The organism is Actinosynnema sp. NPDC020468, assembly GCF_040642015.1.
GTDB lineage: Bacteria > Actinomycetota > Actinomycetes > Mycobacteriales > Pseudonocardiaceae > Actinosynnema.
Genome location: NZ_JBFAEO010000015.1, coordinates 100,141 through 125,569 on the forward strand (window position 1 = coordinate 100,141; position 25,429 = coordinate 125,569).

General features: G+C 73.8%; 20 protein-coding genes and 1 pseudogene. 10 read left to right on the forward strand and 11 right to left on the reverse strand.

Annotation, left to right across the window (positions count from 1 at the left end):
• Positions 1–498 precede the first annotated feature (498 nt).
• From AB0G50_RS13765 to AB0G50_RS13775, 3 genes are read left to right on the forward strand one after another with little or no spacing between them, the layout of a single operon-like run.
• Complete coding sequence (locus AB0G50_RS13765) at positions 499–1,653, forward strand: AAA family ATPase (protein ID WP_360106851.1); 1,155 nt, start codon at positions 499–501, stop codon at positions 1,651–1,653.
• Entirely contained in the window at positions 1,634–5,086 is a 3,453-nt protein-coding gene (locus AB0G50_RS13770; protein ID WP_360106854.1) for a DUF5682 family protein, read from the forward strand. Before AB0G50_RS13765 ends, AB0G50_RS13770 begins: the two co-directional genes overlap by 20 nt.
• The gene (locus AB0G50_RS13775) at positions 5,083–6,834 is read left to right on the forward strand and encodes a hypothetical protein (RefSeq protein ID WP_360106857.1); all 1,752 of its coding nucleotides are present in this window, start codon (positions 5,083–5,085) and stop codon (positions 6,832–6,834) included. The genes AB0G50_RS13770 and AB0G50_RS13775 overlap by 4 nt, the downstream gene beginning before the upstream one ends.
• A 516-nt stretch (positions 6,835–7,350) precedes the next feature.
• On the opposite strand, the gene AB0G50_RS13780 is transcribed toward AB0G50_RS13775, so the two are convergent.
• The 4 genes from AB0G50_RS13780 to AB0G50_RS13795 form a co-directional block, all read right to left on the reverse strand.
• Positions 7,351–8,532, reverse strand: a complete 1,182-nt coding sequence (locus tag AB0G50_RS13780; RefSeq protein WP_360106860.1) for an MFS transporter — start codon at positions 8,530–8,532, stop codon at positions 7,351–7,353.
• Positions 8,533–8,637: 105 nt separating this feature from the next.
• Entirely contained in the window at positions 8,638–9,810 is a 1,173-nt protein-coding gene (locus tag AB0G50_RS13785; protein WP_360106863.1) for a PQQ-binding-like beta-propeller repeat protein, read from the reverse strand.
• Positions 9,811–9,842: 32 nt separating this feature from the next.
• Complete coding sequence (locus tag AB0G50_RS13790) at positions 9,843–11,006, reverse strand: alpha/beta hydrolase (RefSeq protein ID WP_360106866.1); 1,164 nt, start codon at positions 11,004–11,006, stop codon at positions 9,843–9,845.
• A 39-nt stretch (positions 11,007–11,045) separates the two neighbouring features.
• Positions 11,046–11,795, reverse strand: a complete 750-nt coding sequence (locus AB0G50_RS13795) for a MerR family transcriptional regulator (RefSeq protein WP_360106869.1) — start codon at positions 11,793–11,795, stop codon at positions 11,046–11,048.
• A 137-nt stretch (positions 11,796–11,932) separates the two neighbouring features.
• On the opposite strand from AB0G50_RS13795, the pseudogene metG reads away from it, so the two are divergent.
• Positions 11,933–13,507: pseudogene (gene metG, locus AB0G50_RS13800) on the forward strand (methionine--tRNA ligase); the annotation flags it as partial.
• Positions 13,508–13,561: 54 nt separating this feature from the next.
• Here metG and AB0G50_RS13805 read toward each other — a convergent pair.
• The 3 genes from AB0G50_RS13805 to AB0G50_RS13815 all read right to left on the reverse strand — a co-directional run bounded on the left by AB0G50_RS13805 (position 13,562) and on the right by AB0G50_RS13815 (position 15,579).
• Positions 13,562–13,906: a hypothetical protein gene (locus AB0G50_RS13805; protein ID WP_360106872.1), complete on the reverse strand. Its 345-nt coding sequence runs from the start codon at positions 13,904–13,906 to the stop codon at positions 13,562–13,564.
• A gap of 339 nt (positions 13,907–14,245) precedes the next feature.
• Positions 14,246–14,464 (reverse strand): hypothetical protein, encoded by a 219-nt coding sequence (locus tag AB0G50_RS13810; RefSeq protein WP_360106874.1) that lies wholly within the window; start codon positions 14,462–14,464, stop codon positions 14,246–14,248.
• 11 nt (positions 14,465–14,475) lie between these two features.
• Complete coding sequence (locus tag AB0G50_RS13815; protein WP_360106960.1) at positions 14,476–15,579, reverse strand: inorganic phosphate transporter; 1,104 nt, start codon at positions 15,577–15,579, stop codon at positions 14,476–14,478.
• Between the two features lie 97 nt (positions 15,580–15,676).
• Between AB0G50_RS13815 and AB0G50_RS13820 the strand changes: the two genes are divergently transcribed.
• Together AB0G50_RS13820 and AB0G50_RS13825 are read left to right on the forward strand one after the other, a co-directional pair.
• On the forward strand, positions 15,677–16,129 hold the full coding sequence (locus AB0G50_RS13820; protein WP_360106877.1) for a MarR family transcriptional regulator: 453 nt from the start codon (positions 15,677–15,679) through the stop codon (positions 16,127–16,129).
• The gene (locus AB0G50_RS13825; RefSeq protein WP_360106880.1) at positions 16,126–16,524 is read left to right on the forward strand and encodes a DUF5313 family protein; all 399 of its coding nucleotides are present in this window, start codon (positions 16,126–16,128) and stop codon (positions 16,522–16,524) included. The genes AB0G50_RS13820 and AB0G50_RS13825 overlap by 4 nt, the downstream gene beginning before the upstream one ends.
• Position 16,525: 1 nt before the next feature.
• On the opposite strand, the gene AB0G50_RS13830 is transcribed toward AB0G50_RS13825, so the two are convergent.
• A complete protein-coding gene (locus tag AB0G50_RS13830; protein WP_360106883.1) occupies positions 16,526–17,245 on the reverse strand; it encodes a hypothetical protein in 720 nt (239 codons plus the stop codon).
• Positions 17,246–17,339: 94 nt separating this feature from the next.
• Here AB0G50_RS13830 and AB0G50_RS13835 point away from each other — a divergent pair, with 94 nt between their 5' ends.
• The 3 genes from AB0G50_RS13835 to AB0G50_RS13845 all read left to right on the forward strand — a co-directional run bounded on the left by AB0G50_RS13835 (position 17,340) and on the right by AB0G50_RS13845 (position 20,242).
• Entirely contained in the window at positions 17,340–17,498 is a 159-nt protein-coding gene (locus AB0G50_RS13835) for a hypothetical protein (protein ID WP_360106886.1), read from the forward strand.
• Entirely contained in the window at positions 17,495–17,989 is a 495-nt protein-coding gene (locus AB0G50_RS13840) for a GNAT family N-acetyltransferase (protein ID WP_360106889.1), read from the forward strand. The genes AB0G50_RS13835 and AB0G50_RS13840 overlap by 4 nt, the downstream gene beginning before the upstream one ends.
• A 210-nt stretch (positions 17,990–18,199) precedes the next feature.
• Positions 18,200–20,242, forward strand: coding sequence for a carbohydrate binding domain-containing protein (locus AB0G50_RS13845; protein WP_360106891.1), 2,043 nt, complete (start codon positions 18,200–18,202; stop codon positions 20,240–20,242).
• A gap of 57 nt (positions 20,243–20,299) precedes the next feature.
• Here the strand turns inward: AB0G50_RS13845 and AB0G50_RS13850 are convergent, their stop codons facing one another.
• Both AB0G50_RS13850 and AB0G50_RS13855 read right to left on the reverse strand, forming a co-directional pair.
• Positions 20,300–21,277 carry an SEFIR domain-containing protein gene (locus AB0G50_RS13850; RefSeq protein ID WP_360106894.1) on the reverse strand — a complete coding sequence of 326 codons (978 nt, stop codon included), beginning with the start codon at positions 21,275–21,277 and terminating at the stop codon, positions 20,300–20,302.
• Positions 21,274–22,434, reverse strand: coding sequence for an SEFIR domain-containing protein (locus AB0G50_RS13855; protein ID WP_360106897.1), 1,161 nt, complete (start codon positions 22,432–22,434; stop codon positions 21,274–21,276). Before AB0G50_RS13855 ends, AB0G50_RS13850 begins: the two co-directional genes overlap by 4 nt.
• Before the next feature lie 372 nt (positions 22,435–22,806).
• Between AB0G50_RS13855 and AB0G50_RS13860 the strand changes: the two genes are divergently transcribed.
• Positions 22,807–24,063, forward strand: coding sequence for a tetratricopeptide repeat protein (locus AB0G50_RS13860; RefSeq protein WP_360106900.1), 1,257 nt, complete (start codon positions 22,807–22,809; stop codon positions 24,061–24,063).
• A 55-nt stretch (positions 24,064–24,118) separates the two neighbouring features.
• On the opposite strand, the gene AB0G50_RS13865 is transcribed toward AB0G50_RS13860, so the two are convergent.
• Positions 24,119–25,081: a hypothetical protein gene (locus AB0G50_RS13865; RefSeq protein WP_360106903.1), complete on the reverse strand. Its 963-nt coding sequence runs from the start codon at positions 25,079–25,081 to the stop codon at positions 24,119–24,121.
• Positions 25,082–25,429 lie beyond the last annotated feature (348 nt).

Below are 25,429 nucleotides of genomic sequence, written 5' to 3' on the forward strand. Positions count from 1 at the left end.
GTCGAGCTTGACACGGTGCCTTGCTCTGGCGGGCCGCCTTCTGCGCTTCGCACGATGCCTTCCTGCGGCGAGTCGCCTTTCGCGCTTGGCGTGGGGCCTTTCTGCGGCGGGCCGCCCTCCGCGCTTGGCTCGGTGTCGCCCGCCTGCGGCGCGCGGTCGGTCGAGCTCGACACGGTGCCTTGCTCTGGGGGGCCGCTTTCCGCGCTTCGCACGATGCCTTCCTGCGGCGGGCCGCCTTTCGCGCCTGGCTTGGCGTCGCTCGCCTGCGGCACGTGGTCGGTCGAGCTCGGCTCGATACGTTGCCGTGGTGGGCCGCCTTTCGGGCTTGGCGCGGTGCCTTCCTGTGGCGGGCCGCCCTCCGCACTCGGAGCCGTGCCATTCGCCCGCCGCGTGCCGTCGCCCGAGTCCGGCGCGGTTGCTTTCGCCGCCTTCTGGCACCCTTTCGCTTCCCGCGGTTCGTTTCCCGCGTTCAGCACGTCTCGACATCGGAGGAGTTCGGTGAGTTCCACCCCCGTTCGGCAGGTCGAGCCCGCCGAGGACGCGTACCGCGACGAACTCGCGTTCCTCGCCGCCCAGGACGACGGCGCCCGGCCCCCGGGTTGGCGGCTGACCCCGCGCGCCGTCGTCACGTTCGTCGTCGGCAGCGGCGGGGACGCGCTCGTGCTGCCCAAGGGCGTCAAGGTCGACGGCGTGCCCAACCGACTGGTGATCACGCCGAAGTTCGTCGGCGAGCGCGCGCTCGTGGAGCGGGCCGTGGTGACGTTGGCGGGTGAGCGGGGGCTGTTGCTGGTCGGCGAGCCCGGCACGGCCAAGTCGATGCTGTCCGAGCTGCTCGCCGCCGCCGTGTCCGGCACCAGTCAGCTCACCGTGCAGGGCACCGCCGGCACCACCGAGGACCAGCTGCGCTACGGCTGGAACTACGCGCTGCTGCTCGCCGAGGGGCCGAGCCCCAAGGCACTGGTGCCCTCGCCGGTGCTCACCGCCATGCGCACCGGTGGCGTGGTGCGGGTCGAGGAGGTCACCCGCTGCCTGCCCGAGGTGCAGGACGCGCTGGTGTCGATCCTGTCCGACCGGCGGATCGCGGTGCCCGAGCTGTCCGGCACCGACGGCGCGACCGTGCACGCCGCGCCCGGCTTCACCGTCATCGCCACCGCGAACCTGCGCGACCGGGGCGTGTCGGAGATGTCGGCGGCGCTCAAGCGGCGGTTCAACTTCGAGGCCGTGGGGCCGATCGGCGACCTGGCGGCGGAGACGGCGCTCGTGCGGCGGCAGGCCTCGGCCGCGCTGGACCGGGTCTCGGCGCCGTTCGGCGTGGACGACGTGGTGCTGGAGGCGCTGGTGACGGCGTTCCGGGACCTGCGCAACGGGGTGTCCGAGGAGGGCTGGGCGGTCGAGCGGCCGTCGACGGTGATGAGCACCGCCGAGGCGGTGTCGGTGGCGACGTCGCTGGGGCTGGCCGACGCGTACTTCCCGGGCGACCGCGATCCGCTGTCGCTGCTGCCCGGCCACCTGCTCGGCGTGGTCCGCAAGGACGACCCGGGCGACGCGGCCCGGCTGCTCGGCTACTGGGACGGCGCGGTGCGGCGGCGGGCCGAGTCCGGCGCGCGCACCTGGCGAAGGCTGTGGGAGCTCCGTGACGTCCTCGACGCGTGACACCGACCTCGCGGACCGGTTGGCCGCGCACCGCGAGCCGCTGCTGATCGGGGTGCGGCACCACTCGCCGGCGCTGGCCGCCGTGGTGCCCGCCCTGCTCGACGCCGCCGAGCCCGAGGTGCTGCTGATCGAGCTGCCCGAGGAGCTCGCCGACTGGCTGCCGCACCTGGCCGACCCGGACCTGGTCGCGCCCGTCGCGCTGTCCGGCGCGGGCCGGGACGGGAGCGGGCTCGCCTTCTACCCGTTCGCGGACTTCTCGCCCGAGCTGGCCGCGGTCCGCTGGGCGCGCCGCAACGACGTCGAGGTGCGGCCGTGCGACCTGCCGCTGGCGCTGCGCGGCGAGGGCCACCGACACGGGAGGCAGGGCGCGTCACCGCTGACGGAGGCGTTGCGCCGCACCACGACCGGCCGCGACGGCGACGACCTGTGGGACCGGCTCGTGGAGGCCGCCGCGCCGGGCCAAACCCCGGAGGCGGTCCGCCGGGCCGCGCTGTTCACCGGCTGGGCGCTGCGCCGCGACGCCGAGCAGGACGGCGGGGTGGACCCGTTCGACCTGCGCCGCGAGGCGTGGATGCGGCACGCGGTCGCCGCGGTGGGCGGTCGGCGGTGCGCCGCGGTCGTCGGCTCGTTCCACGCCGCGGCCCTGCTCGAGGGCGTCGGCGCGGAGGTTCGCGAACCGGTGCCCGCCACCGCCGACGTGGTGACCTCGCTGGTGCCGTACGGGTTCGCGCTGCTCGACGAGCGGTCCGGCTACCCGGCGGGCATCCGCGACCCGGAGTGGCAGCAGGCCGTGCTGGAGGCGGCCACCGACCCGGAGGCGGTCGAGGCCGCCGCGGCCGGGGTGATCGTGCGGATGTGCGCGCGGATCCGGGAACTCGGCCACCCGGCCGGTCCCGGCGAGGCCCGCGAGGCGCTGCGCCTGGCGGTGGACCTGGCCCGGTTGCGCGGGTTGCCCGCGCCCGGTCGCGGCGAGGTGGTCGAGGCGGTCCAGACCGTGCTGACGCACGCCGAGCCGTTGGGGCGCGGCCGGGTGGTGGCGCGCGCCGCGGGTGACGTGCTGGTGGGCGGTCGGGTCGGCGCGCTCGCGCCCGGCACACCGCGCTCGGGCCTCGCGCCCGCCGTGGAGGCGCTGCTGGCCGATCTCCGGCTGCCCGGCCCGGGCTCGCGCGAGCCCGTCCAGCTCCGACTGGACCCGATGCGGTCTACTTTGGATGGTCGGCGCGAGGTCGCGCTGCGCCGGCTGGCCGTGCTGGGCGTCGGCTACGCCGAGGAGACGGGCACGACGGGCGTCGGCGGCGGCGAGACGCTCAGCACCCGCTGGACGGCGACGTGGACCCCGACGACGGCCGCGATGCTGCCGGTGGCCGGGGTGTGGGGCGTGACGCTCGAGTCGGCCGCCCAGGGCAAGCTGCGTGCCCGTCGGGCGGACCGCGAGCGGGCGGACGGCCACACGCCGGCCGACGTGCTCACCGACCTGGCGGCCGCGGCCGCGTGCGGACTGCCGGACCTGGTCGGGGACCTGCTGTCGGACGCGGCGACGGTGCTGCCGTCGGCCGCGACCCTGCCGGAACTGCTGGCGGGTCTCGACCTGCTGGACCGGTTGCGCTCGGGGCACGTCCCGGGCACCGCGCCCGACGTCCTCGACGGTCACCCGCTGCTGGTGGACGAGCTGGAGACGGCGGCGGTGGCGCAGCTCGACGGGCTGGCGGGCTCCGAGGCGGTGGCGGACGCGCACGCCCTGGTCGAACTCGGCCGGCGGCACGACGCGCGGGGCACCGGTCTGCGGTTGGCCGCCACCCTGAAGCGCCTGGCCGAGGAGGGCGCGCCGCTGATCGCGGGCGCGGCCGGCGCCGCCCGGGTGCTGCTGGACCTCCTGCCGGCGCCCGAGCTCGGCGAGCGGATCGCGTCCTGGATCGACGGCGCGACCACACCCGACCGCCGCGTCACGCTGCGCCTGTCGCTGACCGGCGTGCTGGCGGCCGCGACACCGCTGCTGGAAACCCGGGAGGCCCTGGACCCGTTGCTCGAGCGGGTGGAGTCGTTGCGGGACAAGGACTTCCTCGACCGGCTGCCCGCCCTGCGCGGCGCCTTCACCTCGGTCGGCCCGGCCGCGCGGGCCCGCGTGCTCGCGGTGGTGGAGGCCCGCACCGGCGACCGGGTGGACACCGCCGGCGCGCCCGACCCGGAACTCCTCGCGCACTGGCTGCTCGCCGAGCACGCCGGCCGCGACGCGCTGGCCGCGCACGGACTGTCCACAGTGGAGGATCCGGTCGTCCGGCCGACGGCCGCGCCGGCGCCTGAGGCCGTACCGGCACCACCGGCGGTCGAACCGGAGCCCGGCGGGTTGCCCGCGGTGGTGCGGTGGCGGCTGGTGCTCGGCGCGCGGGGCGAACGTCCGGCGGGTGCCGCCCGGTACGCGGCGGCGTTGGACGAGCTGTACGGGCGCGACCGGGGTGAGGGCGCGTTGCGCGGCGACCTCGGCGCGGACCGCTCCGCGCCGTTCCCCGGCGTGCGCGAGTGGTCCGAGGAGCTGAGCGAGTTGTTCGGCGAGCGGGTGCGCGAGGAGGTGCTGGCCGCCGCGGCCGAGGGCGGTCGGTTGGAGGCGGCCCTGGAGATCGATCCCGGCTCGGTGCGGCCGTCGGTGGAGCTGCTGCGCAGCGTGCTGTCGCTCGCGGGCGGCCTGTCGGAGAGCGCGCTGGCCCGGTTGCGCCCGCTGGTGGCGAGGCTGGTCCGGGAGTTGGCCGCGCAGCTGGTGAACCGGGTCCGGCCCGCGCTCACCGGCATGCAGCTGCCCGTGCCGACCCGGCGGCCGGGCGGGAAGCTCGACCTGCCGCGCACGCTGCGGGCGAACCTCGCGACCGCGCGCCGGCAGGGCGACTGGGTGCTGGTGGTGCCGGAGAAACCGGTGTTCCGCACCAGGGGCAGGCGGTCGAGCGACTGGCGGCTGGTGCTGGTGGTCGACGTGTCGGGCTCGATGGAGGCCTCGACGGTGTGGTCGGCGCTGACCGCGTCGGTGTTCGCCGGCGTGCCCGCGCTGTCGACGCACTTCCTGGCGTTCTCGACCGAGGTCGTGGACCTGACCGACCGGGTCGCCGACCCGCTGTCGCTGCTGCTGGAGGTGCGGGTCGGCGGTGGCACGCACATCGCGGGCGCGCTGCGGCACGCGCGGTCGTTGGTGACCGTGCCGGAGCGGACGATGGTCGTGCTGGTCAGCGACTTCGAGGAGGGCGGCCCGGTGGGCGGGCTGGTCGCCCAGGTCCGGGAACTGGTGACCTCGGGCGTGACGGTGCTGGGGTGCGCGAGCCTGGACGACACCGGCACGGCCCGGTACTCGACGTCGGTCGCGGGCGCGCTGGTCGCGGCGGGCATGCCGGTCGCGGCGCTCAGTCCGCAGGAGTTGGCCCGCTGGGTGGGGGAGAAGGTGCGCGGATGAGCACGCCCGTGGTGGCGCCGAACGTGGTGGCGGACGTCCTGGACGCCCTGCCGCCGAGGTTGCGCAAACGCGTCGACACGGCGCTGGACAAGGTCGCCGGGTGGGAGGTCCGGGTCGACGGCGACACGGCGACGGCGGTGCTCGACGCCGACACGACGCTGACATGGACGTTGCGCGGCGGTGTGCTGACGGCGGCGGCCGACCTGGTCTGCACGTGCCTGCTCGCGCCGAAGTGCCTGCACCGGGGCGTGGCGGTGGCGGCGGCCGAGGTCGCCGACACCGCGTCCGACGCGCCGGCCGACCCGGTCGCGTCCGACGGGCCCGCGGTGGCCGCGGAACCCGTGGTGTCCGAAGTGGACGGTGGGTTCGGCGAGCCGGAACGGCACGCGGCCGGTGGGCTGTGGTCGGCCGCGGCGGGCGTGCTGCGGGTCGGCGCGACCGGCAGCGGTGTGGTGGTGCGGGCCGAGTTGCTGCGCGCCGTGCACACCGCGCGGGTGGTCGGCCTGCACCGGGCGGCCGCGACGGGGTTGCGGATCGCCGCGTCGCTGGCCGCCGCGCGGTCCGGCGACTCGTCGTTCGACCGCGAGGTGCTGACCGCCGAACTGACCGAGTTGTTGTTGCTGTGCCACGACATCCGGGCCGGGCACGGTGATCCGGGCGAGCTGCGCGGCACGGCCCGGCGGGAATACCACCCCGTCGGCGCGCTTCGGCTGTACGGGCTGTGCACCGAAGCCGTGGTCACCACCTCCGGGTACGCCGGCGTGGTCACCCACCTGGTGGACGATTCCGGCATGCTGTGGAGCGTGCCGGCGATCATGCCCGGCGGTCGGGAGCGCGTCCCGGTGGCCGCCGCCGGTCCGGTCGCGATCGGCGAGTCCGGGTTGACGCAGCGCGAACTGGGCCGACGCGGGCTGCTGCTGTCCGGCGGCACCGCGTCCGCCGACCGGCGACTGGGCGCGGGCCGGAACGTGCGGGCCGTGGCGGCGTCCGGCGCGGCCTGGACCGAGCCGCCGCTCGCCGCCCTGTGGGCGGAATCGTTGCCCGATCAGCTGAACCGGGCGTTCGACACCGCCGCCGCGCCCGCGTCGCACCGGTCGGCGGGCGGCGAACTGCTGTTCCTGGACGCCACCGTGCTCGGGCTCGCCGACGGGGCGCTGCGCGTCGCCACCGACCACGGTCCGGTCGACCTGGTCGGCGAGGGTGAACGCGCGCGGGACAACCTGCGCGTGCTCGACGCACCGGGCCTGGCCCTGCGCTTCGTGGCCCGGCCGCTCCCGGACCGACCGGGCACCGCGACCGCGCTCGCGGTGGCGGGCGACGACCTGACCCTGCCGTCCGAGCTCAGCGGCCGAGCCGACCTGACCCTGGACCGCCTGCAACGCGCGTACCTGGCCGTCCGCACCGACCCGCCGACCACCCCGCTACCGCCCCGCCCGACTCCGGACCGCGTGCCGGCACCGGTCCGCCCCCTGGAGAACGTCCTGCACCGCACCACCCTGGGCGGTCGCGCGGTGGTCGCGGTGGGCGCCGTGGACCCGGCCGTGGCCTACCTGACGGCCCTGGGCCTGACCACGACGGCCACCCTGCTGTCCACCCTGACGGCAACCTCCCGAAACCGGGAACGGGACGCCTTCGGTCGCGTACTCCACGACGAGGGCGACGACTTCCCGACCGCGTGGCTGCGCGCGGCCGTCCACCTGCGCGCGGTGGTCGACGCCACCGCCCGCCGAGCCTGGCTGCCGGGGTGATGGCGCCGCACTGAACCGAACCCGACCGCCGGCGCGGGCACCGAGCTCGACCGCCGGGGATGAAGTCACGCTGCTGAGCCCGCCCGGGCTGGGCGCTGCCCCCGACTGCCCGAGGGGGTTGCGGCTCTTGGGGGCTGACCGCTGCGCCGACCCGATCGGCCGGGGCGAGGTCGGGGCGCGCCCAGGCTGCCGCGAGGGGTGCGCTCGGCCGGGAGGTCCACGACCTCGGTCATGGCCTCGGGTTGCGCGGTGGTGCCCGAGTCGCTGTGGTGCCCGAGTCGCGGTGGTGCCCGAAGTCGCGGCGCGGTGTCGCTCGGGATTGCGCGGCGGTGCTTCGGGCAGGGCGCGACGGTGCCCTGGGCCTCGCGCGGCGGCGCCGCGGGTGGGCGCGGTGACGTTCCGGATTGCGTGGTGGTGCTTCGGGCTTCGGGCGGCGGCAACCCGGGCGGGCGAAGCGGTGTCCCCGGCTGGGTGCGGTGGTGATCGAGGTCGGTCGTTCCTACTGGCGGGGTCCCTCTAGCGGGGGCGGCGGTCGACCAGGGTTGAGGCTCCTGCCACCGCCAGGCCGGCCAGGCTCAGGCCGACGCCGACCCACGCGGTCGAGGCGTAGCCCCAGCCCGCGGAGATGGCCAGGCCGCCCAGCCAGGCGCCCGCGCCGTTCGCGATGTTCAGGGCCGAGTGGTTCGAGGACGACGCGAGCGACGGCGCGTCCGGCGAGGCGTCCATCAGCCGCACCTGGAGCGCGGACGCCAGGACCTGCGTCACGAACCCGACCACCAGCACCGACCCGAACACCGCCACCGGTGACGACGCGGTCAGGCCGAACAGCGCGAGCACCGCGCCCGTGGCGGCCAGCGCGCCGAACACCGTGCCCAGCACCGACCGGTCCACGAACCGGCCGCCGAGCATCGCGCCCAGGGTCATGCCCAACCCGAACACCGCGAGCACCCACGGCACCGCGCCGCCCGGCAACCCGGCGACCTCGGTCGCGATGGGGGAGATGTAGGAGTACACGGCGAACATCCCGCCGAACCCGACCATGCCCGTGACCAGCGCGAACCACACCTGCGGCCGGCGGAACGCACGCAGCTCGGCCGCCACGCCCGCGTCCCGCGCGGCCGGCACCCGGGGCAGCCACCGGGCCAGGGCCAGCGCCGTCACCAACGCGATCAGCGCCACCGCGAGGTACGCGACGCGCCACCCGACCCGCTGCCCGGCCGCCGTCGCCACCGGCACGCCGACCAGGTTCGCGAGCGTCAACCCGACCATGATCCGGGCCACCGCGGTGCCCCGGCGCTCCGGCGGCACGAGTGTCGTCGCCACCACGGCCGCGATGCCGAAGTACGCACCGTGCGGCAACCCGGCCAGGAACCGGGCCGCCAGCAGCGAACCCGCGTTCGGCGCGAGCGCGGAGAGCCCGTTGCCCAGCGCCAACCCGATGGTCAGCCCGATCAGCAACCCCTTGCGCGGCAGCTTCGCGGCCAACCCGGCGATCAGCGGCGCGCCGACGACCACGCCCAGCGCGTAGAGGCTGATCGCGTACCCGGCCGTCGGGATCGACATCCCGAACGTGTCCGCCATCTGCGGCAGCAGGCCCATGGTGGCGAACTCGGTGGTGCCGATCGCGAACCCGCCCAGCGCCAGCGCGCCCATCGCGGCGGTGGTGCCGCCGCGGGTCCTCGGCGCGGTGGTGGTCACGGCGGGTCTCCTGTCACGTCGCCCAAGTCGACGGTGACCGGGTTGCCCAACAATCGTCTGAACCGATCCTACCCGGGCAAACGCGCAGGTAGAACGTGCGTGGCCTCACAGGTGGGCGACCAGTTCCGGCCCGGTGAGCAGGAAGCCGCCGGGGATCGGCACCAGGTCGCCGCCGACCGGCGCGGTGGCGGTCCACTGCACGCCCAGGTCCGAGTGCCGCACCGCGTACACCGACTCGCCGGCGCGCACGTAGCGCACCCCGCCCGCGTCGACGGACGTCGAGTCCCGGGGCACGGTCGCCGTCGGGCACTCCTGGCGGTCCGCGGCGGGCGGGCACAGGTAGACCTGGTCGAGCAGCCGCTCGATCACCCGCGCCGCCGAGTCGACCCGCAGCGGCACCGGCTCGCCGCGGCTCAACCCGGACCTGTGGGTGTGGCCGCCCGCTGGGTCGAAGGTGATGGCGACCCCGTCGTCCTTCATCACCGCCCAGGTCGAGTCGATCACCACCGCCTCGAACCGGGCCTCGTGCAGCGCCGGCACCGTGAGCCGCCACTCCGCGCTGCCGCTGCCGACCGCGAACGCCTGGGCCTGGGTGATCTCGCCGCGCTCGCCGGAGAACACGATCATCCGGTGCTTCGTGACGACCACGTGGCTGCCGGGTGCCCGCAGCACGCCCCACTCCGCCGCGCCGGTCACCGCGGACACCACGTGCCACTGGTTGCCCGTCCCACCCCACAGCACGCCCTCGGACTCGGACACCCGCACCGGCGACGTCCACCGCCGGACCAGGGTTTTCCGGTCGAGCGCGATCGTGCCGGCGGCACCGCGCACCAGCAGCAGCCCGGGCGCGGTGTCCACGTCGTCGGCCGGACCGCGCCACAACTCGGCGCCCGTCGCGCCGTCCAGCACCACCGTCGTGTCGGCCGTGAGCACCGCGACGTCGTCCACCACGGACACCTTCGCCCCGGGCGGCGCGGCCACCTCCCACAGCGGCGCGCCGGTCGCGACGTCCAGTCGGCGCGCCACGCCGTCCGCCACCGCCACGATCAACCAGCCGTGCACGGCGGAGGAGTCGGCCTTCGCCCGCCACTTCGCCGACGGCGCGGCCAACGGCGCCGGCGCGCCCTCGTACCAGCCGCGCACCGGGTCCCACACCTCGGTCTCGGGCAACGACCGGGCCGGACCGGGCTCAACCGCGGGTGGCGTCGGCTCCTCCACCGGGTTCGGCGCGCACGCCGCCAGCACCAGGACCAACGCCACCCACGTCGACTTGATCACGTCACTCGGACGTGTCCGGTCCGGCTTCCGTTTCACCGCCCCCGCAACGCCTGGTCGAAGAACGTCACGAGCCAGGTGCGGACGGTCGGGACCGAGCGGACGGGCGACACCGCCCCGATGAACGCGACGCGCTGGGCCGGCGTCATCGCCCCGGTCCGCTGCAACTGCGGCGCCAGCACGGCGAAGTCGGTCAGCGCCCAGTGGCTCGCCCGTGTCAGCACGCGCTTGCTCGCGGTGCCGTGCGCGAGCATCGCCGCCCACGACCGGTCGTACCGGGCGTCGCGGTAGCCGTCCGTGCCGACGAGCAGCAGCGGCTTGTCGACCCCGTCCCGCGCCACCGGCAGCAGGTCGCCCACCCCGCCGGGCTGGTCGGCGGGCCAGTCCAGGTACCCCTCCAGGTTCACCGCCGCGTCCACGCGCGGGTCGTCGTGCAGCGTCTCGGCGGCCACCGTGCCGCCACCCGAGTGCCCGAACACGCCGATCCGGGTCGGGTCGAGCGCGCGGGCCAGGTCGCGGGGCAGCGGCCGGCGCTCCACGTCCGGGTTGCCGCCGGCCGCCAGTGCCTCCACCGAGTCCAGTACCGACCGGGTGTCCGCCAACCGGGTGTCGATCAGCGTGTGCAGCAACGCCGGGTCGACCCGGGGATCACCCGGCAGGGCGAACCCGCGCACCGACCCGTCCGGGAACTCCACCGCCGGCGGCTCACCCGGGTGGTCGATCGTCACCACCACGTACCCGCGGCTCGCCAGCTCCTCCACCCACGACGAGGAGAGCCCGCGCGGGTCGGCCGCGCCCGGGCTGAACAGCAGCACCGGACGTCGCCCCGGCACGGCCGGCGCGCCGACGTGCGAGTGCGTCCGCACGTCCTGCCACGCCACGTCCACCGGAACCTCGGGGTGGATCAACGGGTAGATCGCCCGGAACGCCTCGGCCTCGGCCGCCGTCAGCTGCGTCCCGACCGGGTACCCGAGCACGTTCCAGGCCGGGTAGTGCACGGTGGCCATCAGCTCGCGCGGCCCGCCGCGCCACGGGTCGACCCGACCCGGGTCCCTCAGGTGCAGCGTGGTCGACCCCACCGCGTGCGGTCCCGTCGGCGCCGGCAGCGTCAGCCGGGTCCCCGCCGACGCGACCCCTCCCGACGCGACCCCTCCCGCGGTCACGCTGATCGCGAATGCGAACGCCAGTGCTCGGCGCATCGTGATCCCCCTCCGTTCCCCTCGATGGGCGTGCGTTTTTCAGTACGCGGTGGACGCCCTGGTCAGGTAGTCCCACCAGCCGTCGGACGTCCCGCCGGGCACGACCTCGTCGGCGACGCCGTCGCCGTGGTCGCGGAAGAACGCCGACAGCGACGCGGCCAGCTCCGGGTCGCCGCCGGTGAACGTCCCGACCACCCACCGCAGCCGTTCGACGGTGCGGCGCACCGCGGGGTCGTCCACCGACGTGCCCGCGCGGTGGTGTTCGACCACCTCGGCCAGTGCCTGCCGCCACACCACGTCCAGCTCGCGCCTGACCTCCGGCCCGATCGCCTCGGCCTGCGCCTCCAGCCTGGCTGCCTGCTCCTGCGTCAACCCGTCGTCGAACAGGCTCGTGCGGCCGTGCAGCGCGAGCAGGTCCTCGTGCCGCCCGGCGAGCAGGTCGTCCGGCTCGTCCAGCCGGGCGAGCAGGCCCCTCGTCCGCTCGCGCACCGACGTCAGCCGCTCGACCTCGTCGTCCAGCCGGTCGACGTGGTCGGCGAGCAGCGCCCGCAGCGGTTCCACGTCCGGTGCGTCGAGCACCTCCGCGATCCGGTCCAGCGGCACGTCGAGCCCGCGCAGCAGCCGCACCCGGAACAGCCTGCGGGCGTCCTCGGCGGTGTACCGGCGGTGCCCGGACGCGGTGCGCGCGCTCGGCCGCAGCAGGCCGAGCTCGTCGTAGTGGTGCAGGGTGCGGACGGTCAGGCCGGTGGCCTTGGCCAGCGCCCCCACGCTCCACGAGATCCCGGTCACGGATCCGACCCTAGAACCTCACCCGACGTGAGGTTCAAGCTCCGCCGCGGCCGGGGTCGGAAGAAAATCGCATTGCCCGGTGGTTACACTTCGGGTAGGGCGTTCGCCCCCAATCGAGAAGTCGGTTCGCGCCGGTCAGGAACAAGAGGACCATGAAGCAGACAGCCTTCATCTCCACGACCATCCCGTACGTCAACGCCAGCCCGCACCTCGGCCACGCGTTCGAGTTCGTCCAGACGGACGCGTACGCGCGGCACATGGCGGCGACGGGGATGGACGTCTACTTCCTGAGCGGTTCGGACGAGAACAGCCTGAAGAACGTGCTCGCGGCGGAAAAGGCCGGAATTTCCACCCGGGAGCTCGTCGACCGGAACGTGGTGCATTTCGAGAAACTCGGCGCGGAATTGCAGCTCGAACTGAGCCGGTTCATCCGCACGAGTGTGGACGCCGACCACATCGAGGGCGCCACCGAGATCTGGAACCGCATCGCGGCCAACGGCGACGTGTACACCAAGGAGTACTCGGGCCTGTACTGCGTCGGCTGCGAGCAGTTCTACTCGCCCGCGGAACTGGTCGACGGCAAGTGCCCGGAACACCTGGTCGAGCCCGAGCTGGTGTCCGAGTCCAACCACTTCTTCCGGCTGTCCCGCTACGGCGACCGGCTGCTGGAGGCCATCGAGTCCGGCGCGATGAGGATCGTGCCCGAGACGCGCCGCAACGAGGTCGTCAGCTTCATCCGGGCGGGCCTGGAGGACATCTCCATCTCCCGGTCGACCGGGCGCGCCCACGGCTGGGGCATCCCCGTGCCGGGTGACCCCGACCAGGTGATGTACGTCTGGATCGACGCGCTGACCAACTACACCAACGCGCTGGGCTGGACCCGCGGCGCGGAGGAGTACCAGCGCTACTGGGTGGACGCGGCCAAGCGCGTGCACGTGATGGGCAAGGGCGTGACCCGGTTCCACGCGGTGTACTGGCCGGCCATGCTGATCGCCGCGGGTCTGCCGATCCCGACCGACATCATGGTCCACGGCTACATCACCGCGTCCGGGCTCAAGCTGAGCAAGTCGACCGGCAACGTGGTGGACCCGAGCGACCTGGTCGAGCGGTTCGGCGCGGACGCGGTGCGCTACTTCCTTCTCGCCGACCTGTCGCCGTTCATCGACGGCGACTTCAGCGAGGACCGGCTGATCGCCCGGTACAACGCGGACCTGGCGAACGCGCTGGGCAACCTCGTCAACCGGGTGACCAGCATGACCGTCCGCTACCGGGACGGTGTCACGCCGGCCTCCGGCGAGCCGGGCGAGGACGAGCGGACGCTGCTGGACCAGCTGGCGTCGACCGAGCAGGCGTCGGTGGACGCGATGCGCAACTACGACCACCGCGAGGCGCTGCTGCGGGTGTGGGACCTGGTGCGCCGCACCAACGCCTACGTCGACGTGCGCGCGCCGTGGCACCTGGCGAAGTCCGACGAGGCCGAGTCGGTGGCCGCGCTGGACACCACGCTGCACCACCTGGTCGGCGCGGTGCGCCAGCTGGGTCGCCTGATCACGCCGTTCCTGCCCGACGCGGGCGCGCGGCTGCTGGCGATCTTCGGCGACACGCCGGACACGGTGCCGGGCGCGGCCGACTGGGCGACCGGCGTCGAGGGCCTGAAGGTGGAGAAGTCCGCCCCGCTGTTCCCGCGCATCGAGGTCGAGACCGAGGCCTGACCGCATGACGGCGCCGGCACACCCCCCGAGGTGAGCCGGCGCCGTCGGTCGTGGTCAGTACGTGTGGCAGTTGGTGCCGATGATCTGGACCGAGCCGGTGTTCGACTGGGTCGCGACGCCGCTGGTCAGCGGCAGTCCGGCGTCGAGCAGCGGATCGCACTGGATCCGGGCCCGCGCGACGAGCAGGGTGGTGGCGGTGAACGACCCGCTGACGGGTCCGGCCGCCGGCGCGCCACCGCGCGGCGCGCAGTACTGCCCGGTGAACACGCCGAGGGTGACGTTGCCGATCAGGCAGTCGTAGCCGGGCGCCGGAGCGGCGGAGGCGGTGCCGGCGGTGACGGCGCCGAGCGCGAGCGTCGCGGCGGCGATGGCGATGGTGCGGCGGGTGAAGGTGGACATGGCTTTCCCTCCCGGAAACGGGGTGGAGTGCGGCGACACGCACCTGGGGGTGCAGTCCGGCGGAGGACGCGAGTCCTGCTGTGTCTGCGGAGTGACGGGTCGGACCGTCGCCGTGACGTAGACCACCACCCGACCCGCTGCGTGACCAGTACCGCCCGGCAAGTTCACCAACGTGGGTGACACCAGGTTCACTCCAAGGTGGGCGTAACCTCCACAAAGCACTATCCACAGTGGAGCAATGACACCCAGGGTGTAGCCAAACCCGTCCCTCCACGGTGGACGACGCGAAACGTGAAAGGGCCGCCGACGGGTGTCCCGCCGGCGGCCCTCGGGTGCGAGCTACTTCGACACCACCAGGTACACGCCGTACCCGACGATCGCGGCGCAGGCCGCGAAGCACAGGATCGACGCGATCGACGCGCCGGACGACCGGGTGCCGCCCTCGGTGGTCTGCCGGTCGCCGACCAGGACGCCCAGCGAGAACAGCGACACCACGCCGACCCCGACGACCAGCGCCACGACCAGCACCTGACCCAACGCGCTCCAGTTCACGTGCACGGCTGACCTCCTCAGGCCGGGACTTCGTTGACGTTGTGCGCGCCGACCGGCGACCGGCGGGACAGCAGCCAGCAGCCGACCGCGATGCCGATGGCCAGCAGCGCCACCACGATCACGCCGACGCTGCCCTGCGAGGACAGCTCGCCCGCGAGCGCGCCGACCAGCGCCGCGGCGGGCAGGGTCAGCAGCCAGGCGACGACCATCCGGCCGGCGACCGTCCAGCGCACCTCGGCGAGCCGCTTGCCGACGCCCGCGCCGATCACGCCGCCCGAGCACACGTGCGTGGTGGACAGCGCGAAGCCGAGCTGCGACGAGGTGAGGATGACCGCGGCGGCGCTGGTTTCCGCCGCGAAGCCCTGCGGGCTCTCGATGTCGGTGATGCCCTTGCCCATCGTGCGGATGATGCGCCAGCCGCCGAGGTACGTGCCGAGCGCGATGGCGAGGCCCGCGCCGAGGACGACCCATAGCGGCGGTCGGGAGCCGGCGGGCAGCGAGCCCGCGGTGATCAGGGTCAGCGTGATGACGCCCATGGTCTTCTGGGCGTCGTTGGTGCCGTGCGCGAGCGACACCAGCGAGGCGGAGGCGATCTGGCCGATCCGGAACCCGCGGGTGCGGCGGTCGGCCGAGGCGCGCTTGGTGATCGTGTACGCGAGGTAGGTGGCGATCAGCGCGACCAGACCCGCGATCAGCGGCGAGGCGACGGCCGGGATCAGCACCTTCTCGGCCACCGTGGTGAACCGGACGGCGTCCGAGCCCGACGCGACCCAGGTGGCCCCGATGAGGCCGCCGAACAGGGCGTGCGACGAACTCGACGGCAGGCCGAGCAGCCAGGTGGCGAGGTTCCAGACGACGGCGCCGACCAGGCCACCGAAGATGATCGACGGGCTGATGCGGCTCTCGTCCACGATCCCGCTGGAGATGGTTTTGGCCACCTCCACGGACAGGAACGCCCCGACGAGGTTCAGCACGGCCGAGATGCCGACCGCGACCTTGGGTGGCAGTGCTCCGGTGGCGATGGACGTGGCCATCGCGTTGGCGGTGTCGTGGAAACCGTTGGTGAAGTCGAACGCCAGCGCGGTCACCACGACCACGAGGACGATCAGCGAGATGTCCATGCGTCCCTCCTCGGGCATTAGCCCGACGGTAGGAGTCCAACCCGAACGTGGGGTGAACGCCACTGATCGGTCGAACGGCGAGTAAGATGGTGTACTAATGGTTGGTGTGCAAACTGTTGACGAGGACCCGCTCGCCCTGGAGCGCCAGGTCTGCTTCGCGCTGTCGATCGCCTCGCGGAGCGTGGTCGCGATCTACCGGCCGCTCCTGGAGCCGATGGGGCTGACGCACCCCCAGTACCTGGTCATGCTCGCGCTCTGGCAGCGCGCGCCACTGTCGTTGAAGGAGTTGGCGAAGTTGCTGGTGCTGGATCCCGGCACGCTGTCACCGCTGGTCAAGCGGCTGGAGGCGATCGGCTACCTGACCCGCGGTCGGGACGCGGGCGACGAGCGGCTGCTGGCCGTGTCGTTGACGGAGAAGGGCGCGGCGCTGCGCGAGCAGGCGCTGAAAATCCCGCCGGCCGTCGTGGCCCGGCTGGGCATGGAGATCGACGAGCTCCAACGCCTGCACGAGTCGCTGACCCGGGTCATCACCGCCGCGGACCCGTCGTGAAGCCCCCGCTGGTGTTGCGCGCGTGGTACCTGGTCGGCGGTCGGCTGCCGATGCGCTACCGGGAGTGGGTGTTCGAGCAGGCCACCAAGCCCTCCTGGCTGGTCTGGTTCACCGTCCGGGCGTTCATCATGGTCTTGCCGCTGACCCTGGGTATCGCCGCGGCGTTGATGGTCTTCCTCGACTCGCCGTTGCCCCTGGCGCTCGCATCCGGCTCCCTCGGCCTGGTCGTCGGCGTCTACTTCGCGGTGTCGTACGCCATCGAGAGCACCGATCACCGCGTCACGAGGTACGGCTACCCACGGGGTGCCGCCGCCGAATCCCGCAAAGCCCGATCGGCCGATCGCGATTCCCAACGGCAGGCGCGCTACGACGCGGCGTGGCGCCGGCCCGAGTAGCTCAGCGGCCCTCGCGGTCCAGGTGGACCGTCGCCAGCAGCGCGAGCGCGAACGAGAGCGCGCGGGTCGAGTCGAGCGGGTGGGCCGGGCGCTCGCCGCGCACGACCTCGGTCGCGCGGGCGACGACCAGCCGGCCGAGCTCGGCGGTGCGCCGGGTGATCAGGCCGCGGTGTTCGAGTTCGCCGAGACCGTGGGCGGGGTGGCCGCCCTCCCGGGCGACCACGGCCTCGACCAGGGTGGCGACCAGCGAGAGCGACGCCAGGTGGGCGCCGGCGGCGTGGCTCGCGCACGCGGAGTCGTAGAGCGCCACGAGGTCGGCGGGCGCGGTGCCGGCCAGCGGGCTGTAGGGCGGCGGGCCGCCGTTCTGCACGTAGATGGTGCCCGCGTCGTGGAAGTTCAACGTGGTGGCGTGCTGCCGCACGGTCTTCGGCTCGGGCAGTTCCAGCTCCGCGCCGAGCTGCTCGGCCCGGTCGGTCAGCCCGAGGCGCTCGCTGCGGTCCAGCTCGTACAGCTTGCGGAAGCGCTCCACGTCGCCGCCGAGCGCGGCCACCACGTCCTGGAGCACCGGCCAGGTGTCGACCCGGCCCGCGAACACGTCGCTGATCGTGGACGGGCTCCGGTTGGCCTCGGCCGCGATCACCCGGTAGCTGGGCTCGCCCTTGTCCAGGCGAAGCGCGCGCAGCTCGTTGACCAGCGGTGTAGCCGACGTCGACTCGCCCATTCCACCCTCCGTTGCCTCTGTCGCGACCTTAACGTACTCTGATCATCGAACGTTCGCGATCGATCGCGAACAGACAGCGAACGGGGGCGTCGAGATGGTCGACTGGCGACTGATCGCTCTGGTCCTGATGTTCGTCGGGGTAACCTGGTTCGTGCGCAAGCGCAAGGACTGGGTGAACCCCCTTCTGGTGGCGGCTGCCTTGACAACGCTTGTCGGAACGGTCATGTTCCTCGACGTCCCCCTGTTCCGATGACGGCCTTCGCGGCCATGCCCGCGCGCCTGGAGACGCCGCGGCTGGTGCTCCGGCGGTGGCGGGAATCCGATCTCGCGGAGTACCGCGCGCTGGTCGCCGAACGCGGCAAGGGGACGCCGACCGAGGAGGACGTGCTCGGTCGGATCCGCACCCAGCTCGCGGCCACCGCCGAGAACGGGATCGGGCTCTACCCGGTCGAGGTGGACGGCGGGTTCATCGGCTACTGCGGGTTGATCGTCGGCCGGTCCACGCTCGAGGAACCCGAGATCGCCTACGAGCTGTACCGGCGGGCGCACAACCGCGGTTACGCGACCGAGGCGGCCGAAGCCGTGGTCAGGGCGGTCGCGGCCACCGGGCGCGACCGGCTCTGGTCGACCGTGGGCGCGGGGAACGCGCCGTCGCTCCGCGTGCTGGAGAAGCTGGGGTTCCACCGGTCGCACGTCACCGAGGGTGACGTGGTCTGGCTGACGAGGACACTGGACGTCCACTGAGGATCGTGCGCAGGGGACGCACGAACCGGATTTTCCTTGCTATAGCGGACATTTCGCTTTTCTCGGGTCTTATGTGACATCAGGTGCCTAGTCGATGACCGTCCGTCGCATACCCCCTTGACAGGGGAGTTGGTCTAGTCCAATTTTTGTTGCGGTCGCCACCGCGGTTCTTCCCGGAGAGCCACGTCCCTTCCCCTGCCTGGAGCGCACATGCGTCTGTCCAGAACCCTCGTCGCCGTGGCCGCCGCGCTCAGCGCGGCCGTGTCCGGCGTCGCGGCCGCCGCACCGGCGCAAGCCGCGGCAACACCGCTGCCCGACCGGGTCTTCGCGCCCTACTTCGAGGCGTGGACGGGCGAGAACCCGGCCACCCTCGCGCAGCAGTCGGGCGCCAAGTACCTCACCTTCGCCTTCCTCCAGACCGCGACCAAGGGTTCCTGCACCCCGCTGTGGAGCGGCGACGCGAACTCGCCGGTCTCGTCGAGCGTGTTCGGCGCCGAGATCAACACCCTCAAGGCGAACGGCGGCGGCGCGATCCCGTCGTTCGGCGGCTACACGGCCGACAACACCGGCACCGAGATCGCCGACAGCTGCACCGACGTCAACAAGATCGCGGAGGCCTTCCAGAAGGTCATCACGACCTACGACATCACCCGGCTCGACCTGGACATCGAGGACAACTCGCTGACCAACACGGCCGGCATCGACCGCCGCAACAAGGCGATCAAGCTGACCGAGGACTGGGCCGCGGCGAACGGCCGCACGATCCAGTTCTCCTACACGCTGCCCACCACCACGCACGGCCTCGGTGACACGGGCGTCGCGGTGCTGCGCAACGCGGTCACCAACAACGCGCGCATCGACGTCGTGAACCTGATGACGTTCGACTACTACGACAACGCGTCGCACCAGATGGCCAACGACACCAAGACGGCCGCGCAGGGTCTGGTGGACCAGCTCGGCCAGCTGTGGCCGAGCAAGACCGCCGCGCAGCGCTGGGCGATGGTCGGCGTCACCGAGATGATCGGCGTGGACGACTTCGGCCCCGCCGAGACCTTCCAGCTCGCCGACGCGCAGCCGGTGCTCGACTGGGCGCTGTCCAAGGGCATCAACACCCTGTCGTTCTGGGCCCTCCAGCGCGACAACGGCAGCTGCCCCGGTGGCGCGGCGGCCGACAACTGCTCCGGCATCGCGCAGCAGACGTGGGAGTTCACCCACAAGTTCGCGCCGTTCACCGGCGGGACCACCCAGCCGGGCAACGACTTCTCGGTGGGCGTGAGCCCGTCGTCGCTGTCGGTCGACCCGGGCAAGTCCGCCACGGCCTCGATCGCCACGGCCGTCACCAAGGGCTCGGCGGAGACCGTCGCGCTGTCCTCCGGTCCGGCGCAGGGCGGCGTCACGGCGTCGATCTCGCCGTCCAGCGTGCAGGCGGGCGCCTCGGCGACCGTCACCGTCACCGCGGCGGCCAACGCCACCCCGGGCACCTACCAGTTCACCCTGACCGGCGCGGCCGCGTCGGCGTCGCACACCACGACGCTGACGGTCACCGTCAACGGCACCCAGCCGTCGAACGACTTCTCGATCGCGGTCAACCCGACCGCGGTGTCGGTCGACGCGGGCAAGTCCGCGACGGCGTCGGTCGCCACGGCCGTCACCAAGGGCTCGGCGCAGACCGTGGCCCTGGCCGCGGGTGCCGCCCAAGGCGGCGTCACGGCGGCGGTCTCGCCGTCCAGCGTCCAGGCCGGCGCCTCGGCGACGGTCACCTTCACGGCCGCGGCGAACGCCACCCCGGGCACGTACCAGTTCACCGTGACCGGCACCGCGCCCTCGGGCGCCCACAGCGCCACGGTCGCCGTGACGGTCAAGGGCACCCAGCCCGGCGGCTCGGTCGTCAACGGCGGCTTCGAGTCCGGCGAGCTGTCCCCGTGGGTCGCACCCGGCGACTCGGTCGTCACCACGGCGCACTCGGGCGCCAAGGCCCTCCAGGTGACGCCGACCGCGTCGACCAACGGCCAGGCCTCGCAGTCGGTCACCCTCGCGCCGAACAAGGCGTACACGCTCAAGGCGTGGGTCCGCGGCAACTACGCGTACCTCGGCGTGAGCGGCGGCGCGACCGCCAGCACCTGGACCTCGGCGGGCGACTGGACCCAGCTCTCCGTGCCGTTCACCACGGGCGCGTCGGGCACGGTCACCGTCTACGTGCACGGCTGGTACGGCCAGTCGCCCGTGTTCGCGGACGACTTCACCATCAGCTAGTCACCACGCGGTACCGGACGGGCGCTCCCCTCGGGGGGCGCCCGTTCCCGTGCCGGGTCAGGCGAACAGGGTCGGGTCGCCCCAGGCGAGTTCGGTCGGCGGTCGCGCGCGCCACGGTCGGGGCGGGCCGCCGTCGGAGGGCCGGTCCATCTCCAGTCGCAGCCGGCGCACGTCGGTCACGTCGACGTCCACCACGGCCGAGCGGCCGAAGCCCGCGCGCACCTCGGGCTGCGGCTCGCCGTCCAGCAGCACCCGGAACCGGCCCACCAGCGCGGTTTCCGCCGCGTCGTCCGGCACGCCGACCACCGAGCGCAGCCGCCGGTAGGCGCGGCCGAGGTCGAACTCCACGAAGCCCGCCACGTGCCCGGTGACGAGCGACGGTCGCAGCAGGACGCTGTCCCCCAGGTGGTGGTCGTCCATCGTGGCCCGGCCGATCGAGACGTCCGGGCTGCGGGTGAGCAGGCTCAGGCTCGACGCCAGCAGCACGGTGCGCTGCGTCGGGAAGGCCGGCACGGCCCGCTCCACGCGGTGGCCCAGCCACTCGCCGCGCTCCGGCAGCGGGTGCGCGCCCCGGCCGGTGATGGCGTCCAGCAACGACTCCACGCCCGCCCGGGTGAACTCCGGCACGTGGTAGCGGGTCGCCGCGTAGGCGGTGAGGAAGGTCGGGATGTCCTCGACGGACCGGCCCGGCAGCACGACCGGCAGCACCCGCTCGGTCGCCCGGCGCAGGTCGCGGGTCAGGTCGTCGCGGATGATCGCGGCCTCGAACTGCGCGCCGCGGCCCACGTCCGGCGGCGCCTCGCCGTCCGCGCGGCTGCGGTAGCCGGGCGAGGCGACGACGAGGATGAAGTCCGCCTTCCTCAGGTGCTCGACGGCCCACAGCGACCAGTCCCGGCGCACGTCGTCGTACCACTGGTCCAGGTGCACGTCGAGGCCGACCTCGGCGCGCAGGAAGTGGGCGAACGTGCGCACCAACGACGTGTGGTCCGGCGAGTCGTGCGAGTAGCTGACGAACAACCGGGGCACTCCGGTCATCGGACCTCCCGGCGGAACGCGCCGAGCAGCCGGGTGGTCAACTCGTCGGCGACCTCGTCCGCGACCTGCCGCAGGTGCTCGGGGGTGAACGCCTCCTCGGCGGGCACCCGCAGGTGCGGCCGGTAGCAGACGTGCACCGGTCCGGTGGTGGCCGTCAGGTCCTCGCGGCGGCCGATCCGGATGACTCCCAGCGGTTCCACGCCCACGGCGGGCGCGAGCCGGGCGGGCGCGGGCAGGTCCGGGGTCAGCAGCACCCGGATCGCCGCGGTCAGCCGCTCCACCAGGTCGTCGGGGATGAGCAGCGCGCCGAACCGGGACGACGGCAGCCGCGACCACGCCGTCCGCTGACCCGACCGCAGCACCGCGAGCCCGCAGCCGGACCGGTCCTCGCCGACCGCCCACGCGCCCTCGTCGGAGAACTCCGCGGCGACCCGCTCCGCGACGTCGAACAACCGGTGCGCCCGGCCGAGCGCGGCCAGTTCGGCGGCCAGCGGCGGCAGCGCGCGGGCCTGGATCCGGTGACCGTCCACCGGGGTCAGGTGCACCTCCAGCGTCGGGGCGTCGACCCGGTCGCCCACCAGCCCGGACCGCCACACCACGGCGGGCGGCGCGACGACCGGCGCGGGCCACGGTCTGGTCCGGTCCGACCTCGGCGGCAGCACGGGCACCTCGCCGATCGCGGGCCTGATCCACGCCGGCTGGCCGGTGATCACCCGCAGCAGGTCCTCGACGCCGCCCCGGGTCAGGCCGGTGACCTTGTAGTGGTCGGCCACGTGGGGTTGCAGGAAGTACGGGATCTCCTCGACCTCGTGGCCGGGCAGCAGGACCGGGAGCAGCCGGGGCAGCCAGCGGGCCGGGTCGTGGTGCAGGAGGTCGCGCAGCACGGCCGTCTCCGACCGCACGCCCGAGCCCCTGAGGAGCACCCCGTCGCCCTCGGCCCGGTAGCGCGGCGAGGCGACCGCCACCACGTAGTCCGCCGCCGTCATGCCGTCGATCGCCCACGCCGACCAGTCCAGCCGGCGGTTCTCCCACTGGTCGAGGGTGACGTCCACACCGGAGTCCGCGAGCACCTCGGCGAACTCCCGGACGTCGCTCTTGTGCGCCTCGGAGTCGTGGGCGTAGGAGACGAACACCTTGGGCTTCACCGCGACAGCCATCCCCCGGACTCCTTCACGCGTGGTTGTCCACAAAAGTACCCCGTGCCCGGTCGTGTTCCCGCCGGTGTCGCGTTTTTGTCGGCGTTCCGAAATTTTTTGCCCGATGGTGTCCGAGGGTTCTTCGCATTACCGCGATCAGGGTCCTGAACTGCCCGGACAGGCGTACCGGGATTCGTCCGAGTGGCGGCCCGGGTAACGCTGTCGGGTGTCCGGTCCGATCCGGGAGTGGTGCGCGGGCACACGCCGTGATCGGCAATCCCGCGGAAAGTGTCGACTTTCCGACGTTCCGCGGCGCGGCGTCGGTCGGGCAGGGTCGGCAACGGTGTCGGGCGCATTCGGAAGGTCGGTGTCGGACGTGCCACCGGGTCGCCTGTGTACCCCGTGACGGACGGCGGGTCGGAGGACCTGGCGGGCGTGCCGCCGCGCCCCCGGGTGCGGCTGCTGCGCGCGGTCGCCGACTTCCACCGCCGGCACGGCGACCCGGTGCGCGCCGAGGCGGCGGCCCGGAACCTGGTGGCGCTCAAGGAGGAACTCGGTCTGCGCGGGGTGGACGACCTGGTGGTGGCGGCCCGCGCCGCGCTGGCCGTCGGCGACTACCGCGCCGGCGCGGAGCGGGCGGCCGCGGCGCTGGCCGAAGCGGGACGGGACCACCGCGCGGCCTACCGCGCCCGGTTCGTCCTCGCCGAGGCGCACGACCGGCTCGGCGGGCACGCCGAGGCGGACCGGGTGTTCCGCCACCACGTGCCGGACTGGTTGCCCGCGCCGGACCGGGACTTCGTGGTGGTGGCCGAGGTGGCCGCGCTCCGGGCGCGCGGACGGGTCCGCGAGCCGCTGGAGGTCGTCACCGCGCTGCTCCCGACGCTGCCGCGCGCCACCCGCCACGACGTGCGCACCGGCGCGTGGCCGGCCGCCGCGCTGGAGCTCGCGCGGTTGCAGCTGCTGGTCGGCGCGGTCGGGAAAGCCTTGCGCACCAGCGCGGAGCTGGTCGCGGCGCACCGCCTGCACGGCGCGGGGGAGCACCCGGTGTGCGGGGTGGCGATCGGGGTGCACGCCGAGGCGCTGGCGCTGGGCGTGCCGCGCCGGCGGGCCGAGGCGGTGCGCGCGGTGGAGGAGGTGCGGGCCGACCACGCGCGCCGATTCGGCGCGGACAACCCGGAGGCGCTGGACCGCGCGGTGGTCGAGGGACGGGTGCTGCTCGCCGCGGGGGAGCCGGCGCGGGCGGCGGAGGTGCTGACCGCCGCGAGGGCGCGCGTCGGCGCGGTGCTGGGACCGGACCACCCGCTGCACCACCGGGCCGGGCACGACCTCGCGCGGACCCACCTGCGCCGCTGGGACTGGCCGAACGCGGTGGCACTGCTGGAGGAACTCCGCCCGCGCCAGGTCGCGCTGCTCGGCCCGCGGCACGTCGACTGCCTGCTGACCGGCCTCGACCTCGCGCTGTGCCACTCGCTCGCCGGCCGCCGCGCCGAGGCCCGTCCGCTCTACCGGGAGGTCTCCGTCGGCCTGCGCCACGAGATCGGCCGGCACCGCGAACCCGCGCTGCGCGCCGCCCTCGCCCGGCTCGCCGCGCCGTTGCCCGCACCGGCGTTGCGCGTGGTGCTGCGGCTGGTGCTGGGCGGCGCTGCGTGACCGGGCGGTGGGCCGGGCGGTGATCAGCGCGGTGATCCGGGTGGGGTGGTGCGGGTCAGGGGAGCTGCCAGCCGATCCCGTAGGACAGGTGGGGCTCGAGGTCGGTGAAGGTTTCGCGCACGTCGCCGAAGCGGTCCGGGGTGATCGCGACGCGGCCGGAGCGCTCGTCGTCCAGCTCCAGCGGGGAGATCCCGGGCAGGCGCCACACGCGGACCGGCAGGTGGTCGGCGCGGAACCGGACCGAGAGCTCGAACGAGTCGCACTCGTAGTCCGGGGTGCACGCGTACAGCGGCGCGATGCCGCGGTCCGGTGGCAGCCGCACGCGCAGCGCGTACTCGTGCCGGCTGAACCTCTCCAGCGGGCGCGGCAGGCTCAGCCGGAACTGGACGCGGTTGGTGTTGCGCATGGTGCGGCCGGTCAACCCGCCGCCGTGCAGCAGGTCGACGCCCAGGTCCTCGGGCGAGCCCTCGCCGGTCCACCCCGGCGGCGGGGTCAGCGTCATGCCGAGGTCGAGCGCGTCCAACCCGTCGCGCAGCGCGATGATCCGGCGCACCTCGATCACCTCCGGCGCGGCCAGGTCGAAGCTCAGGAACACCCGCAGGTCCGCGGTGCGCCACGGCGGCTGCCTGGCCGGCTTCTCCTCCCGCTGCCCGGCGCGCTTGGCCGCCGACTCGGCCAGCTGCTCGATGCCCGGGTCGATCTGCCGCTGGATCGTGCGGGTGTCGACCCGGCGTTCGAGGGCGTACGCCTCCACGCGCGCGATGTACCGCTGGTCGCGCGCGGGCAGGTTGAAGGCCAACCCCAGCACGGGTCGCAGTGCCTCGGGGAGCGGCGCGATCAGCTCCTCCAGCAGCGCCCGCACCTTGGCGCGGATCTGGTCCGTGGTGTCGTCCGACGCCACTCCGGCGACCTGGCGCAACGCCGGACCCACGCGGTCGCGCAGGTCGATGCTCTCGACACCGTGACCTTTGCGCAGCCCCTTCAGCTCCTCCACGAGGTCGCGGATCGGCGGGGTCATCGACCACCTCCGGTTCTGCTCGGCGGCGGTCGAGTGTAGTCAGATCCACCCCCTCCGGTACGCCTGATCGGGTGTTTCGGGTCGGGTCGCGGACCCGCAGGTGAACCGGGGTTTTCGGGGTTTCGGAGTTTCCGGAAACGTGCAACCCATTCCGCCCCGAACTGGGCAGGCGCATTCTTTCGGCATCGGGAAATCAGCCCGGTGAAACCCGGGAGACAGTCGCTCCGCAGTTCCCGGTGGAAATGGTCCGGCGGAATTCGGGAACACTTCGGCGCGCAGTGCGCGGCGGTGTTCCGCGCGCCGGTCGCCACCGGTCGTCGGGTCGGCTTCGAGCCCCTTTCGAGGAGG

Coding starts and splice junctions, on each gene's coding strand:
- AB0G50_RS13855 (WP_360106897.1), bottom strand. CDS start 22,434: ATGGCTGTCGCGGTGAAGCCCAAGGTGTTCGTCTCCTACGCCCACGAC.
- AB0G50_RS13820 (WP_360106877.1), top strand. CDS start 15,677: ATGGTTGGTGTGCAAACTGTTGACGAGGACCCGCTCGCCCTGGAGCGC.
- AB0G50_RS13840 (WP_360106889.1), top strand. CDS start 17,495: ATGACGGCCTTCGCGGCCATGCCCGCGCGCCTGGAGACGCCGCGGCTG.
- AB0G50_RS13845 (WP_360106891.1), top strand. CDS start 18,200: ATGCGTCTGTCCAGAACCCTCGTCGCCGTGGCCGCCGCGCTCAGCGCG.
- AB0G50_RS13805 (WP_360106872.1), bottom strand. CDS start 13,906: ATGTCCACCTTCACCCGCCGCACCATCGCCATCGCCGCCGCGACGCTC.
- AB0G50_RS13850 (WP_360106894.1), bottom strand. CDS start 21,277: ATGACCGGAGTGCCCCGGTTGTTCGTCAGCTACTCGCACGACTCGCCG.
- AB0G50_RS13775 (WP_360106857.1), top strand. CDS start 5,083: ATGAGCACGCCCGTGGTGGCGCCGAACGTGGTGGCGGACGTCCTGGAC.
- AB0G50_RS13835 (WP_360106886.1), top strand. CDS start 17,340: ATGGTCGACTGGCGACTGATCGCTCTGGTCCTGATGTTCGTCGGGGTA.
- AB0G50_RS13790 (WP_360106866.1), bottom strand. CDS start 11,006: ATGCGCCGAGCACTGGCGTTCGCATTCGCGATCAGCGTGACCGCGGGA.
- AB0G50_RS13830 (WP_360106883.1), bottom strand. CDS start 17,245: ATGGGCGAGTCGACGTCGGCTACACCGCTGGTCAACGAGCTGCGCGCG.
- AB0G50_RS13865 (WP_360106903.1), bottom strand. CDS start 25,081: ATGACCCCGCCGATCCGCGACCTCGTGGAGGAGCTGAAGGGGCTGCGC.
- AB0G50_RS13815 (WP_360106960.1), bottom strand. CDS start 15,579: ATGGACATCTCGCTGATCGTCCTCGTGGTCGTGGTGACCGCGCTGGCG.